Source organism: Streptomyces sp. BB1-1-1 (assembly GCF_031597775.1).
GTDB classification, from domain to species: Bacteria; Actinomycetota; Actinomycetes; order Streptomycetales; family Streptomycetaceae; genus Streptomyces; species Streptomyces thinghirensis.
The window spans coordinates 7,435,431-7,449,079 of sequence record NZ_CP134203.1; the positions used below are offsets into that span (position 1 = coordinate 7,435,431).

Consider the following 13,649-nt stretch of genomic DNA (forward strand, 5'->3'; position numbering starts at 1 on the left):
GGGGATCGTCCGAGGCGGGCGGACGCCCGGCTGGTTGCCCCGGGCTATGAGCCCGGCCGGAGTGGGCGTTCACCGCGCAGGCCCGGTCGGCGCACCAGATCGAGTACGGGCAGCAGCCCGGACGGCCGCTCGGTCACCGGGAGATGGTCCACGAAGTACACCCGGCACCCCAGGGCCGCCGCACCGCCGTCCGCCGGCCGGCTGTCCCCGACCATCAGCGTCCGCCCCGGTTCGGCCCCGAGCGCCGCGCAGGCGGCGGCGAACAGCCGAGGGTCGGGTTTGCGGACGCCGTGCTCGTACGACAGGACGTACGTGTCCACGTACCGGTCCAGGCCGTGCGCGCGGAAGACCGGACGCGGGTCCCAGCCGATGTTGCTGACCACGCCCACGGCGATTCCCTCCCCGCGCAGCGCGCTCAGCACCTCGGCGGCGTCGGGGTACGGGCGCCACGCCCCCGGCTTCATGTGCCGGTCGTACAGCGCCTCGTGCAGCCCCGGGTCCGGCAGCGGCACCTGCCGGGAGAGCCCGGTGTACGCGGCCCGGTGCTGCTCGGAACCCAGGTCCCGGGCCTCCCAGGCATCGGCGAGTTCCTCCGGCACCCGCAGCGGAGGCGCGCCGCCGGGCAGCGCGCCCGACGCCTCCAGTGCTCGAGCCGTCTCGGCCAACTCCGGTGCGGAAAGCGTCACTCCGGTGTCGGCGAGTGCCGCGCGCAGCCAGGCGTCGGTGGACTCGACGCGGAAAAGGGTCCCGGAGAAGTCGAACAGGACGGCAGCCATGGCCGGATCCTACGAGGTGATGTCGCCGATGGTGGTGTCGCCGACGGTGATCTCGCCCGCGCCCAGCGCGACCCGGTCGCCCGCGCACGTCACGTGCTCGCCGCGGCGCGGAGCCAGTCGCGGCAGACCGTCGTGGCCGACGACGCAGGTGAACGGCTCAGCGGCCCCCGGCCGGGCCCCGCTCCGTCACCCAGGCGTCGAGATCGGCGGGGGAGCGGATCGCGTGTGCCTCGGCGCCGGGCCGGACGGCCGCCCGCGGCTCGGGCGGTTCCGCGTGGCGGTAGGCGTGCCGGGGGCCGTGCGCGGGGGTGGTCACGGGTGCCGGCGCCGGTGGATCAGTACCGCGACGGCCACGACCAGGGCGCCCAGGAGCCAGCCGCCGACGACGTCCGTGGTCCAGTGGACGCCGAGCCACACCCGCGTCACGCCGACTCCGGCCACGGAGACCACCGCCACGGTCAGGGCGGTCAGGCGCAGCGAGTGGGCGGCGCCGTAGTGGTGGAGGAGCCAGACCAGCAGGCCGCACACGAACGTGGCGGTCATGGCGTGGCCCGAGGGGAAGGCCGCGTAGTGCGCGGAGTCCACGGGGTCGGGCCATACCGGGCGGGAACGGTTCACCGCCGCCTTCAGAGCCTGCTGCAACAGGCTGCCCAGCAGACACGTCATCCCGAGCCACACGGCCGTCCACCGGTCCTCGCGCCGGAACCACAGCCACAACACCACCACCGCGCACAGCAGTCGCATCGTCCACGTGTCCCACACCCAGTCGGTGAGGATCCGCATGGCGTGCGTGACGCCCGGTTCGTCGACCGCCCAGCGGTGGGTCGTGCCGGCGATGTCGTCGTCCAGGCCGATCAACGGGCGCCATTCCACGGCCACCAGGGTGAGCAGCAGCGCGGAGCACACGGCCAGCACCCAGGTGACGCGGAGGGCGGTGCGGGGCTGCGGTGGACTGGGCGGGGAGTCGACGGGCGGCGTCTGCATGCTGCGATACTCGCCGACGCGGGGGGTCCGGGGCCAATTTCCGGGGCGGGAGCGTGGCGAGTGACTACCCCAGCGCCCGAAGTCCCGGCACGAAAGCCACCAGTACCGGCACCACCGGTACCAGGGCGGCCGCCGCCGTCAGCCGCAGCCGCCGGGCCGCCGACAGCCGGTTCGGCGGCGTGAGCAACCGGTGCACACGCTGCGGGACATGGGCCTCGGCGGTCGGGCACGGGCCGAACACGCCACGGTCCTCGTTGAGTTCGACCAGCGCCAGGGCGGTCGTCAGCCGGCCGAAGCGGCGCGAGGCCACGTCGTCGGCGGCCAGTTCGACCAGGCGGTGCATCTCGTCGCGGAACGCCGCGAACACCGGAACCTGCGGGAATCCGTCCGCCAACGCGGACGAGCAGTGCAGCAGCCAGTCGTGCCGCGCCTGCGCGTGCCCCTTCTCGTGGGCCAGGACCGCGTCCAACTGCCGGCCCTTGAGGCGGCGCAGCGCGGCGGTGGTGACGACCAGCTGCGGGGGAGTGCCGGGCAGCCACCAGGCGTCGGGCCGCTCACCCTCCAGAACGACGAGCGGGTCGGAACCGGGCACCTCGCCGGGCAACACCGGAGCGCGCAGCAGGAGTTCGGCCCGGCGCCGCCGACGCCGGGCACGGGCCCGTACGACCTCCCGGGTCAGCATCGCGGCGCTCCACAGCCCGCCGCAGGCCAGCGCGACTGCGGTCGTGTCCGCCCAGAGGCCGGAGGTGCCGAGCGCGTAGGCCTCGACCACCGGGCCCGGCGCCGTCGCGAACACGTGCCCGCCCACCGCGTGCCAGGCCGCGGCCGCGCTGAACGTCATCGACAGCGCGCAGCACACGAGCACGGCCGCCACCACGCACTGCCAGACCCACAGCGCGACCACCGGTTCCCGGTCCGGCCAGTCGGCCCGGGCGAGCAGCCTGGGGGCGAGCACGGCGGTCAGGGCGCCGAGCAGCAACAGTGCCGCGGGGAGAGTCATGGGGGCAGCCTATGAGCGTCGCGCCGTCGGCGGTGCGGCCCGCCGCGCGAAGTGACGCAGGCAACGATTGCGTACGAGGTATGCCGGGTATGCGGTGCGCGGCGGCCAGGCGCTCAGACGGCCGGGTGTCACATGGTCAGCAGCATGGCCACCATCGCGATCCCCATGGAGAGCCGGCAGGCTCGCGCCAGCTCCGGCCGGTCGCCCCATCCGGTCGCCGGACCGCCCCCGGCCACGGCGACGACCGGCATCAGACGTACGCCGGTCAGCAGGACGTATCCGGTGAAGTAGAGCAGCAGCGCCCCGGTCAGCACGGGTATCCCGGAGGTGCCGTGGGCGTGGGCGGGGGAGCCGGCCATCACCACCGCCATGTAGACCATGGCCGCGGCCCCGACCAGGTGGTGCAGATGGTGACGTCCGGACCGGGCCGCCCACAGGGCGCGCAGCCCCGCGGCACCGAACACGACCGCGTAGCCGGGCCAGGCCCATTCCGGCGGCGTGAACACCGCCGCGGGCACGGCCATGGCGGCCATGCCGAACCCCATGAGGGCTTCGCCGCCCGCGGCGCGGCGCTGTTCCTCGACGCTGCTGCGCATCCGCAGCAGGCAGTAGGCGCCGGTCGCCGCGCAGAGCGCGACCAGCAGCCAGCCGGACGACGCCGGTCCGTGCACAGGTGCCTCCCCGCTCGACGCTCGACGGTCGTTGCTCGACAGTCGGTCAAGAACTGCCCGGGCCGTGCGGCGCGCACGCGAGCGCAAGGGTGTACACGGGGGGTATTCGGGGGAGCGCGGCCCATCGCCGCAGGTGAGGGAGGGGATCGATGTCACACGCGAGGTAATTATTTACAGGTAAAACACCTGTTAAGCTCAACTCCATGAGCAGTGCGACCCCCACCTCCGGTACCTCACTCGGCCGACGTCTGTCCCTGACAGGTGTGCTGCGTCTGCGTCGGCCCTCCGAGATCTGGTTCAAGCCCGCCCTGAGCTCGGTCGCCGCCGTCGCCCCGCCCAACCTGGTCCTGCTGGCCCTCGGCCGGCTCGACCTGGCGATGTACACCATGGCCGGGTCGCTGTGTGCGCTCTACGCCCACAACCGCCCCTACGCCGCCCGGGCCCGCACCCTGGCCTGGGTGGTGCTCGGCATGCTCGGCGGCGTCGCCGTCGCCCTGGTCACCGCCTCGCTCACGCGCCACGCCGTCGTCCTCGTCACCGTCGGAGCCCTGCTGGCGGCCGTGCAGAAGGCCCTGTGCGACGTCACCCGAGTCGGCCCGCCGGGCAACGTGGTCCTGACCTTCATCAGCTCCGCCGCCCTGTTCGTCCCGCAGACCTTCGGCCAGATCCCCGGTCATCTGGCGCTGGCCGCCGCCGCGGGCGCCTGGGCCTGGCTCGTCGGCATGGCACCCGCCCTGGTCCGCCCGCACGGCCCCGAGCGCCGGGCGACCGCCGCGGCCCTGAACGCCGCCGCCTCGTACGCCGACACCGGCGGCACCGGTGACGGCCACGTCACCGCCCGCGCCGCCGGGTACGCCGCCGTGCAGGCCGCCTGGCAGACGCTGCTGTCCCTCCCGGCGACGGGCACCCGCGCCACCACTCGGCACGCCCTGGAGCACCTCGTCGTCCGCGCCGAGGTCGCCCTCGCCGCGCCCGCCGACACGGACCCGGAGCGGCTGCGCGGCTGGGCCCGCGCCCTGCGCGGCACCGGCCGGATCCCCCGCACCGGCGACACCCCGGGCGCCACCGCCGAACTCCTCGGCGTGGACGCCGAACTCGCCACCCCTCCCGCGCCCTTGTGGCAGCGGCTCGGCCCGCTGACCCCGATCGCCGCCCGCACCGCCCTCGGCTGCGCCCTGGCCGGCTACGCCTCCCTCGCCCTCGGTATCGGCCGCCCCTACTGGGCCCTGGTCACCGCCGCCGCGCTCTACCAGGCCAACATGACCCTGACCTGGAGCCGCGCCGTGCAGCGTGTGGTCGGCAACATCGCCGGGGTGCTGCTCTTCGCGGCCATCGCACCGCTCGCCCACCTCGGGCAGGCACTCCTGGTCGTCCTCTGCCTCGCCCTCAACTTCGGCGCCGAGGCGCTGATCACCCGCAACTACTGGCTCGGCAGTGTCTGCGTGACCCCGATGGCGCTGCTCATCACGGAGTTCGCCGGCTACCAGGCGCCCGGTGAGCTGATCACCGAGCGAGTGGTGGACACCCTCGTAGGCGCCCTGGTCGGCTTCCTGGCCGCCGTCGCCGTCACCAACCGGCGCGCCGGCGGCCGCGTCGCACAGGCGGTGACCGCCGCCGACCGCGCCCGCGAACGCGCCGCCCGCCTCCTGGCTGAGCCCGACCCGCACCCCGGCGCGCTGGAGACCGCCCGCCGCGGGCTGGCCGCCGCGCTGACCGACCTGCGGGCCACCGTCGACGCCGCGGCCGGCGAATGGTGGGGGCGCGCCCTGCCCCAGGAGAGGGTCGTGCTCGCCGAGCAGTCCGGACACCGTACGCTCGCCGCAACGGTCCGACGCCAGGCAGCGCGTGCGAACCGTGAAACGGGCACGAGAACGGAGGACGTACGGCCATGACCGCAACCGACGGGGGCTCGGCGACCGGGGGCGACGAGAGAGGCGGACCGGGCGGCGACACCGTCGCCGCGGTCGTACGGCAGTGGCGGGCCGTCCATCCCGACCTCGACACCGGCCCGATGGAGATCATCGGCCGCATCAACCGCTGCGCCGCCCTCCTCCAGCAGGCCGAGGACGCCCCGCTGCGCCGGGCGGGCCTCAGTCGCGCCGAGTTCGACCTGCTCGGCGCGCTGCGCCGCACCGGGCACGAGCTGACCCCCGGCGACCTGGCCCGCGAGACCTTCTCCTCCGGCGCCGCCGTCACCAAGCGCCTCAAGCAGCTCACCGAGCGCGGCCTGGTGGAGCGACGCGGCGACACCCGCGACCGCCGGGTCGCCCACGTCCGCCTCACGGACACCGGACGCGACCTCGTCGACGGCATCCTGCCCGAACAACTCGCCTACGAGTCCGCCGTCCTCTCCGGCGTCGACGGCCCGGAGCAAGGCGAACTGGCGGCGCTCCTCGGCGCTCTGCTGGGCCAGCTGGAGGGCCGCCTGGGCGCGCTGCGGGTCTGACGCTCGGCCGGCCCGGCGGCACCGCGGCCCCGGGGACGGAAACCGTCTCAGCGCTCGTCGCCCGCCCGGTACACGCCGAACATCGCGCCCTGCGGGTCGCGCAGGACCGCGATGCGTGGTCCGTCGGGGGGCGAGGTGGGTTCCATGAGCACGGTGCCGCCGCTGTCGGTCGTGTCGACCGCGGCGGAGTTCACGTCCGCCACCGCGAAGTACGGCAGCCAGTGCGCCGGCACCTCGTGCGGGAACTTCTCGTCCATCGTCACCATGCCGCCGAAGTCCGCCCCGCCGATCCCCCACTGCGGGTAGCGGTCCGAGGTGGTGACGGTCCAGCCGAACACCGTGGTGTAGAAGTCGGCGGCCCGGTCGGGCTCCCGGGTCAGCAGCTCCACCCAGCCCAGCGAGCCGGGCGCGTTGAACAGCCCGGCCCCCGGGAAGGAGCGTGCCTCCCACAGCTGGAACACCGCCCCGGTCGGATCGGCGGCCACCACGAACCGGCCCGAGTCGAAGACGTCCGTGGGGCCCTGCGGGACCGCCCCGCCGGCCGCCGTCACCTGCCGTACGGCGTCGTCCGCGTCGCGTACGGCGAACGACACGTTCCAGGCGACCGGCTGCGCCGGCTGGTACAGCGGGGTCAGGGCGGCGACCGCCGTGTCGCCGAGGCGCGCGATCGTATAGCCGCCCGCCTGCTGCCGGGAGTCCGTCTCGGGGCGCCAGCCGAACAGCTTCGTGTAGAACCGCTTGGCCGCTGCCAGATCGCTGGTCCCCAGTTCGGCCCAGCAGGGCCCGCCGGTCACCGGTTCGTGGAGCTTCATCGCGTGGGGCGTCCTTCCGCAGAGCCGGGGACCGTCCGTCCCCCTCCAGCACGCTAAGGCCGGGCCCGGACCGCGGCCATCCGGCACGTACCGCCCGGTGGCTCAGATCCCGGGCCGGTAGCGCAGCGGATGGTCCGCGGGCACCTCCACCAGCACGATCCGCGTGCCGTCCGGGTCCTCGATCCACATCTCCACCAGCCCCCACGGCTCCTGGACCGGCGGCCGGACGATCTCGACACCCTTCGCGCGCAGCTCGTCGTGGGTCGCGGCAGCGTCCTCGACCTGGAGCCACAGCTTCAGCGCGGGTGAGAGGGGCGTCTCGGAACGGCCGGAGACCTCCAGGAAGCCGCCGCCGAGGAAGTAGACGGTGCCCCGCTCGGGTCCGGTGCCGAACTCCCGGTGCACGGCGAGGCCGAGCTGTTCGCCGTAGAAGGCGCGGGAGCGGTCGGGGTCGGTGGGGCGGAGCAGGATTCGGCTGCTGAGTACATGCACCATGCGTCCCGAGACTACTGGCGGCGTTACTCTCATCGGTGCCCCCGCCGCGCCCGAGAACGAACCCGCGCCCGAGAACGAACCCGCGCCCGCTGACGACCGTCGAGAACGAACCGGAGACGCTCCCCATGGACACCGCCGCCAGCCCACTGACCTACCGCGACGCCACCGCCGCCGACGTGGACGACATCGTCGCGCTCATAGAGTCCGCGTACCGAGGGGATTCCAGCCGCGCCGGGTGGACCACCGAGGCGGACATCCTCCAGGGCCGGCGCACGGACCCGGAGGGCGTGCTGGAGGTCGTCAAGTCGCCGGACAGCCGGCTGCTGACGGTCGAGCGGGACGGCCGGATCGTGGCCTGCTGCCAGCTGGAGCACCGCGGGGCGCACGCCTACTTCGGGATGTTCGCCGTGAGCCCGGCGCTCCAGGGCGAGGGCCTGGGCAAGACGATCATCGCGGCGGCCGAGCGGTGGGCCCGCGAGGCGTGGGGCGTGACGGAGATGCACATGACCGTGATCTCCGTGCGCGAGGATCTCATCGCCTGGTACGAGCGCCGCGGCTACCGCCGTACGGGAGAGATGACCCCCTTCCCGTACGGCGACGAGCGCTTCGGCATTCCGCAGCGCGACGACCTCCAGTTCGAGCTGCTGGTCAAGCCGCTGGCGTGACCAGGTGACCAGCGTGGTCCGCGTGCGCCGTGACGCTCACGCGGTGAAGCGGCCGGTGCGTTTGATCTCCGGGTAGTCGGTCGTCGCGCCGTCCAGGCCGAGGGCGCGCACCAGCCGCAGGTGGTCCTGGGTGTTCACGGTCCAGCAGAAGACGCGCAGACCCGCCTTGCGGGCCCGCTCCACGATCTCCAGCGTGATCCGGTTGATGTCCAGGCACAGCGTGCCGGCACCGGCCTCCACGGCGCGGTCCACGACCTCGGGGCCGTAGTACTGCGCGACCAGAGCGGTCCGCACCCCGGGCACCAGCCGGGCGATCTCCACGATGGCCTCGTCGTGGAACGAGATCACCTCCACCCGGTCCACCAGGTCCCGCCGGTGCATCACCTCCGCGAGTGTGCGCGCCGCCGCCGCGTCCTTGATCTCGGCCTGCAACGGCACCGACACGGCGTCCAGCACCTCCTCGAAGACCGGGACCCGCTCCCCGCGGCCCGCGTCCAGCGCCCGCAGCTCCTCGAGGGTCTGCTCGGCGATCGCGCCCGTGCCGTCGGTGGTGCGGTCCACGTCCGCGTCGTGCATGACGACGAGCGCGCCGTCCTTGCTCAGGTGCAGGTCCAGTTCGACGACGTCGAGGCCGGCCTGCTCGGCGGCGACGAAGGAACGCAGGGTGTTCTCGGGTTCGACACCCATCACTCCACGGTGACCGATGGTGAGGAAGTTCAAGGCTCGACTCGCTTCCGTCGACGTCGGCGATGGCAGGGCGGCAGCCTAACGGCCCTGCGGGACCGTTTCCCCTCTGCCGCGCCTGGTATCCGGACTCAGGCATCCCACAGGAAAAAATGCGGTGAAGGGCAGGGTCGGGCAGGATAATTTACGGAGGCCCCTCTTGCTGGGAGAAACCTCGTATGCATACGGTGTCCTGACGTGAGCTTCTCCCGTGGAGGATGGGACATGACGGAAATTCTTGTGCAGGTGGGTGTGGAGGAGAACATTCCTCCGGCGAGCAGGGTGGTGGAGCACCCGGCGTGGCCCGTGCTCAAGGATGCCGTGGAGCGGATCCGGCCATGGCAGTCCAAGGACGGGTCGATCGACTTCGACGCCGAGGGCGCGCCCGACCGGGCCGCCGCCGAGGACGTCGTACGCCGTGTCGCCGGCGCCGTCGAGGAGCTGTCCCCGCTGCTTCCGCACGACCGCGCCTACCACGAGGCCCTGGTGACGGACCTCGGCCGCTGGGCCGACGGCGGATTCCAGGTGCCCGACTTCCTCGACTCGCTGCTGGCCTTCCAGCCCGCCGCGAGCCGCGCGGACGGCCTTCAGCACCTGGTCGTCTTCCCGATGTACACGCAGAACGGCAACCCGGACCGCAACCTCGAAGCGGTCGTGCTGCGCATGGTCTGGCCCGACTGGCTGGCCGAACTGGAGCGCACCCGCTACGACAACCCGCTCTTCTGCGGCATCACCTTCGAGGACTTCACGGCCGGCTACGACACCAACTCCGCCGTCCTCTTCCCGGAGACCATCGCCGTGCGCGAGGCGCCCGAGCGCTTCTCCTGGGGCGGCATCTTCTGCGACCGCGAGGCCGCGCGCTTCCGCCGCGTCACCGAGGCCGCCGTCGGCATCCTGGGCCTGGAACTGCCCGAGGACGTCGCCGCGATGGTGCACGACCAGAAGCGCTGCGAGGAGGCCTTCGTCCTGTGGGACATGGTCCACGACCGCACCCACAGCCACGGCGACCTGCCCTTCGACCCCTTCATGATCAAGCAGCGCCAGCCGTTCTGGATGTACGGCCTGGAGGAGCTGCGCTGCGACCTCACCGCCTTCAAGGAGGCCGTGAAGCTCGCGGACGAAGGTGTCCCGCAGGCCCGTGACGTGCAGTACGCCGTCCTCTTCGACCGCATGTTCCGCTTCCCGGTCACCGGCGAGCGCCAGCGCAACTACGACGGTCTGGGCGGCCAGCTCCTCTTCGCCTACCTCCACAAGCACGACGTCGTGCGCTGGACCGACAACAAGCTCTTCATCGACTGGCAGCGCGCCCCGCAGGTCACCAACCAGCTGTGCGCCGAGATCGAGAAGCTCTACCGGGACGGCATCGACCGCCCGAAGATCGTGCACTGGTTCGCCGGCTACGAGCTGGTCTCCACCTACCTCGCCCCGCACCCGGGCTCGAAGTGGGCCAAGGGCCCCGACGCCCTGGACCTGACGCTGCCGCCGCGCAAGCTCGTCGATGACGTGCTTCCGGACGAGTTTCCGCTGAGCATGTTCTACGAGGCACTGTCCAAGAAGCTCAAGAACGTGATCGCCTCGACCCGGGGCATCACGGCGACGGCGGACGGCGCCGAGCGGGCCGCCGCGTGAGCGACGGCACGGACAGGCAGACACGGCAGGCTCGGGAGGCGAGGACCATGGGGAACGGGACGCTCGACGGCGCGGTGATCGCGGTGGCCGGAGCGGGCGGACCCGCCGGACGGGCCGCGCTGCTGCGGCTCGCCGAGGCGGGCGCGACGGTCGTCGGCTCCGACAACGACCCGGAGCGGCTGGCGGAGGCGGTGGACGCGGCGCGCTACGCGCACGGCGGCGCCACCGTCACCGGCGAGACGGTCGACCTGCTCGACCTGGACTCCACCCGGGCCTGGGCGGACCGCATCGAGCAGGAGTTCGGCCGGGTCGACGGCGTCGTCCACCTCGTCGGCGGCTGGCGCGGCAGCCAGACCTTCACCAAGACCGACCTCGGCGACTGGGACCTCCTGGAGAAGCTGCTGATCCGCACCGTCCAGCACACCTCCCTCGCCTTCCACGAGGCGCTCCAGCGCAGCGACCGCGGCCGCTACGTCCTGATCAGCGCCGCGGGCGCGAGCAACCCCACCGCGGGCAACGCCGCCTACTCGGCCGCGAAGGCCGCCGCCGAGGCGTGGACGCTGGCCATGGCGGACTTCTTCCGCAAGGCGGGGGGCGAGCAGGGCCCGACGTCCGCGGCTGCGATCCTGGTGGTCAAGGCGTTGGTGCACGACGCGATGCGCGCCGAGCGCCCCAACGCGAAGTTCGCGGGCTTCACGGACGTGCGTGACCTCGCCGAGGCCGTCGCCGGAGTCTGGGAGAAGCCCGCCGCGGAAGTGAACGGAAACCGTCTGTGGCTGACCGACAAGCCGTGAACCCCCCGAAGACCGACGCGCGTCGCCACCACGACCCCGAGGTCCGCGGTTTCGCCAGTGACAACTACGCCGGCGCGCACCCCGAGGTGCTCGCCGCCCTGGCGCTGGCCAACGGCGGGCACCAGATCGCGTACGGCGAGGACGAGTACACCGAGAACCTCCAGCGCGTGATCCGCGGCCACTTCGGCTCCGGCGCCGAGGCGTTCCCGGTCTTCAACGGCACCGGCGCCAACGTCGTCGCGCTCCAGGCGGTCACCGACCGCTGGGGCGCGGTGATCTGCGCCGAGAGCGCGCACATCAACGTCGACGAGGGCGGCGCCCCCGAGCGCATGGGCGGCCTGAAGCTGCTCACCGTCCCCACCCCCGACGGCAAGCTCACGCCCGACCTGATCGACCGGCAGGCGTACGGCTGGGACGACGAGCACCGCGCGATGCCGCAGGTCGTCTCGATCACCCAGAGCACCGAGCTGGGCACGCTCTACACGCCCGACGAGATCCGCGCCATCTGCGAGCACGCCCACGCGCACGGCATGAAGGTGCACCTGGACGGCTCCCGGATAGCCAACGCCGCCGCTTCCCTGGACGTGCCCATGCGGACGTTCACCAACGCGGTCGGCGTCGACCTCCTCTCCCTCGGCGGCACCAAGAACGGCGCGCTGTTCGGCGAGGCGGTCGTGGTCCTCAACCAGGACGCCGTGCGCCACATGAAGCACCTGCGCAAGCTGTCGATGCAGCTCGCGTCCAAGATGCGCTTCGTGTCGGTGCAGCTGGAGGCACTGCTCGCCAAGGACCTGTGGCTGCGCAACGCCCGGCACGGCAACGAGATGGCCCAGCGCCTGGCCGAGGGTGTGCGCGCCGTGCACGGCGTGGAGATCCTCTACCCGGTGCAGGCCAACGCGGTCTTCGCCCGCCTGCCGCACGAGGTGAGCGAGCGCCTGCAGAAGCGGTTCCGCTTCTACTTCTGGGACGAGGCCGCCGGCGACGTGCGCTGGATGTGCGCCTTCGACACCACCGAGGACGACGTCGACGCGTTCGTCGCCGCCCTCAAGGAGGAGATGGCGCGCTGACGGCGCCACCTCGAGCTATGCATAGGTATGCGGTCACCTGAAAAGTCATTGACTGACGGGTGATCGCTTTCCTATGCTCTGCGGGCATGGAGCTGATCCAGAAAACCCCTGACCTGTCCGCCTACCTGGCCGTCGACGAGGTCATCGACCACGACCATCCGCGCGTACGGGAGGTGGCCGGGCGGCTCGCCAAGGAGGCGGAGGACTCGTATGCCTATGCGCGACTGGCCTTCGAGTTCGTGCGCGACACCATCCCGCACTCACAGGACTCCGGCGACCCCCGCGTCACCTGGCGCGCCTCCGACGTCCTGGAGCAGCGCACCGGCATCTGCTACGCCAAGGCGCACGCGCTGACCGCGCTGCTGCGGGCCGAGGACATCCCGACCGCCCTGTGCTACCAGCGGTTCGACGTGGTGCACGGGCTGGTCGCCGTGCGGTTCAACGGTGCCTGGCACCGGCAGGACCCGCGCGGCAACAAACCCGGCGTGAACGCGCAGTTCTCCCTGGGGCGGGAACAGCTGGCCTTCACGCCGGACACCGCGGCCGGCGAGGCGGACTACCCGGACCTGTACGCCGCGCCGCATCCGGCCGTGGTGGACGTGCTGAAGGCGGCCACCGACCGGCCCCACCTGTGGGCGACGCTGCCGCCCGCCCTGTGACGCGCTCGGTTCAGCGCGCCTGGGCCGTGCGCAGTTGCTCCTGCGTCGGGGCGGTGCCGCCGAGATGGGCCGGCATCCACCAGGTGTCGTCCGCCCCCTTGGGACGCACCGGGTAGGCGCGCTGCGCGGCCTCCAGCAGCTCCTGCACCCGCCCGCGCAGCCGGCGGGTGATGGCGCCCGCGTACTGCTCGCGGGAGGCCTCCATCGCCTCGCCGACCCGGATCGTGATCGGGGTGTGGCTGCGCTTGAAGTTGCGCGGGTGTCCCTTGGTCCACAGCCGCTGGGTGCCCCACAGCGCCATCGGGACCAGCGGGACGCCCGCCTCCTGCGCCAGACGGGCGGCGCCCGACTTGAAGCTCTTCAGCGTGAACGACTCGGAGATCGTGGCCTCCGGGAAGACTCCGACGATCTCGCCGGACCGCAGCGAGTCCAAGGCGTGCGCGTACGCGGCCTCGCCCTGCTTGCGGTCCACCGGGATGTGCTTCATGTTGCGCATCAGCGGACCGGAGACCCGGTGCCGGAAGACCGACTCCTTCGCCATGAAACGCACCAGCCGCTTCTGGGGCAGCGCCGCCAGGCCGTCGAAGATGAAGTCCAGGTAGCTGATGTGGTTGCTCACCAGCACGGCGCCGCCCGAGCGCGGGATGTTCTCCGAACCCTGGCAGTCGATCTTGAGGTCCCACACCTTGAACAGGGTGCGGGCGAGACCGATGGCCGGGCGGTAGGCGAGTTCTGCCATGGGCGGGTCGGACCCTTCCTTGTCAGCCTGGGAAGGGGACTCCCAGTCGAAAGTTACGCAGCCGTAGGTTTACGGCTTGTCGCAGATCGTGCCCCAAGAACGGCCGGTGTACCAGCCTTGGTGCCCGCCCGCGGCGAGATCCTCATCACTTCGCCGGCCGTTTCGTGGCCGAAACACGACGGTGAGCCG

Annotated in this window: 16 protein-coding genes; 7 read left to right on the forward strand and 9 right to left on the reverse strand. The window is 72.5% G+C overall.

All coding sequences use genetic code 11. The features are described 5' to 3' along the window. Positions 1–44 precede the first annotated feature (44 nt). From RI578_RS34140 to RI578_RS34160, 5 genes are all read right to left on the reverse strand, one after another. Entirely contained in the window at positions 45–776 is a 732-nt protein-coding gene (locus RI578_RS34140; protein ID WP_310874660.1) for an HAD-IA family hydrolase, read from the reverse strand. A 157-nt stretch (positions 777–933) separates the two neighbouring features. Next, positions 934–1,092, reverse strand: coding sequence for a hypothetical protein (locus RI578_RS34145; RefSeq protein WP_310874661.1), 159 nt, complete (start codon positions 1,090–1,092; stop codon positions 934–936). Then, complete coding sequence (locus RI578_RS34150) at positions 1,089–1,760, reverse strand: phosphatase PAP2 family protein (RefSeq protein WP_310874662.1); 672 nt, start codon at positions 1,758–1,760, stop codon at positions 1,089–1,091. Before RI578_RS34150 ends, RI578_RS34145 begins: the two co-directional genes overlap by 4 nt. Positions 1,761–1,824: 64 nt before the next feature. Next, positions 1,825–2,760, reverse strand: coding sequence for a M56 family metallopeptidase (locus RI578_RS34155; protein ID WP_310874663.1), 936 nt, complete (start codon positions 2,758–2,760; stop codon positions 1,825–1,827). Positions 2,761–2,888: 128 nt separating this feature from the next. Further along, positions 2,889–3,431, reverse strand: coding sequence for a DUF5134 domain-containing protein (locus tag RI578_RS34160; protein WP_310874664.1), 543 nt, complete (start codon positions 3,429–3,431; stop codon positions 2,889–2,891). 203 nt (positions 3,432–3,634) lie between these two features. Here RI578_RS34160 and RI578_RS34165 point away from each other — a divergent pair, with 203 nt between their 5' ends. Both RI578_RS34165 and RI578_RS34170 read left to right on the forward strand, forming a co-directional pair. Continuing rightward, positions 3,635–5,323: an FUSC family protein gene (locus RI578_RS34165; RefSeq protein WP_310874665.1), complete on the forward strand. Its 1,689-nt coding sequence runs from the start codon at positions 3,635–3,637 to the stop codon at positions 5,321–5,323. Then, positions 5,320–5,877, forward strand: a complete 558-nt coding sequence (locus RI578_RS34170; protein WP_310874666.1) for a MarR family transcriptional regulator — start codon at positions 5,320–5,322, stop codon at positions 5,875–5,877. The genes RI578_RS34165 and RI578_RS34170 overlap by 4 nt, the downstream gene beginning before the upstream one ends. 47 nt (positions 5,878–5,924) lie before the next feature. On the opposite strand, the gene RI578_RS34175 is transcribed toward RI578_RS34170, so the two are convergent. Together RI578_RS34175 and RI578_RS34180 are read right to left on the reverse strand one after the other, a co-directional pair. Next, a complete protein-coding gene (locus tag RI578_RS34175; RefSeq protein WP_310874667.1) occupies positions 5,925–6,689 on the reverse strand; it encodes a VOC family protein in 765 nt (254 codons plus the stop codon). A 102-nt stretch (positions 6,690–6,791) separates the two neighbouring features. Beyond that, positions 6,792–7,184, reverse strand: a complete 393-nt coding sequence (locus tag RI578_RS34180; protein WP_310874668.1) for a VOC family protein — start codon at positions 7,182–7,184, stop codon at positions 6,792–6,794. A 125-nt stretch (positions 7,185–7,309) separates the two neighbouring features. Between RI578_RS34180 and RI578_RS34185 the strand changes: the two genes are divergently transcribed. Then, on the forward strand, positions 7,310–7,849 hold the full coding sequence (locus tag RI578_RS34185; protein WP_310874669.1) for a GNAT family N-acetyltransferase: 540 nt from the start codon (positions 7,310–7,312) through the stop codon (positions 7,847–7,849). 36 nt (positions 7,850–7,885) lie between these two features. On the opposite strand, the gene RI578_RS34190 is transcribed toward RI578_RS34185, so the two are convergent. Continuing rightward, positions 7,886–8,569, reverse strand: a complete 684-nt coding sequence (locus RI578_RS34190) for a glycerophosphodiester phosphodiesterase family protein (RefSeq protein ID WP_121750468.1) — start codon at positions 8,567–8,569, stop codon at positions 7,886–7,888. A 228-nt stretch (positions 8,570–8,797) separates the two neighbouring features. Here RI578_RS34190 and RI578_RS34195 point away from each other — a divergent pair, with 228 nt between their 5' ends. The 4 genes from RI578_RS34195 to RI578_RS34210 all read left to right on the forward strand — a co-directional run bounded on the left by RI578_RS34195 (position 8,798) and on the right by RI578_RS34210 (position 12,721). Then, on the forward strand, positions 8,798–10,201 hold the full coding sequence (locus RI578_RS34195) for a DUF6421 family protein (protein ID WP_310874670.1): 1,404 nt from the start codon (positions 8,798–8,800) through the stop codon (positions 10,199–10,201). A 47-nt stretch (positions 10,202–10,248) separates the two neighbouring features. Beyond that, positions 10,249–10,995 carry an SDR family NAD(P)-dependent oxidoreductase gene (locus RI578_RS34200; protein ID WP_310874671.1) on the forward strand — a complete coding sequence of 249 codons (747 nt, stop codon included), beginning with the start codon at positions 10,249–10,251 and terminating at the stop codon, positions 10,993–10,995. Continuing rightward, positions 10,992–12,062 (forward strand): low specificity L-threonine aldolase, encoded by a 1,071-nt coding sequence (locus RI578_RS34205; RefSeq protein WP_310874672.1) that lies wholly within the window; start codon positions 10,992–10,994, stop codon positions 12,060–12,062. The genes RI578_RS34200 and RI578_RS34205 overlap by 4 nt, the downstream gene beginning before the upstream one ends. Before the next feature lie 86 nt (positions 12,063–12,148). Continuing rightward, positions 12,149–12,721 carry a transglutaminase family protein gene (locus RI578_RS34210; protein ID WP_310874673.1) on the forward strand — a complete coding sequence of 191 codons (573 nt, stop codon included), beginning with the start codon at positions 12,149–12,151 and terminating at the stop codon, positions 12,719–12,721. 10 nt (positions 12,722–12,731) lie between these two features. Here the strand turns inward: RI578_RS34210 and RI578_RS34215 are convergent, their stop codons facing one another. Then, positions 12,732–13,460 (reverse strand): lysophospholipid acyltransferase family protein, encoded by a 729-nt coding sequence (locus RI578_RS34215; protein ID WP_310874674.1) that lies wholly within the window; start codon positions 13,458–13,460, stop codon positions 12,732–12,734. Between the last annotated feature and the right edge of the window lie 189 nt (positions 13,461–13,649).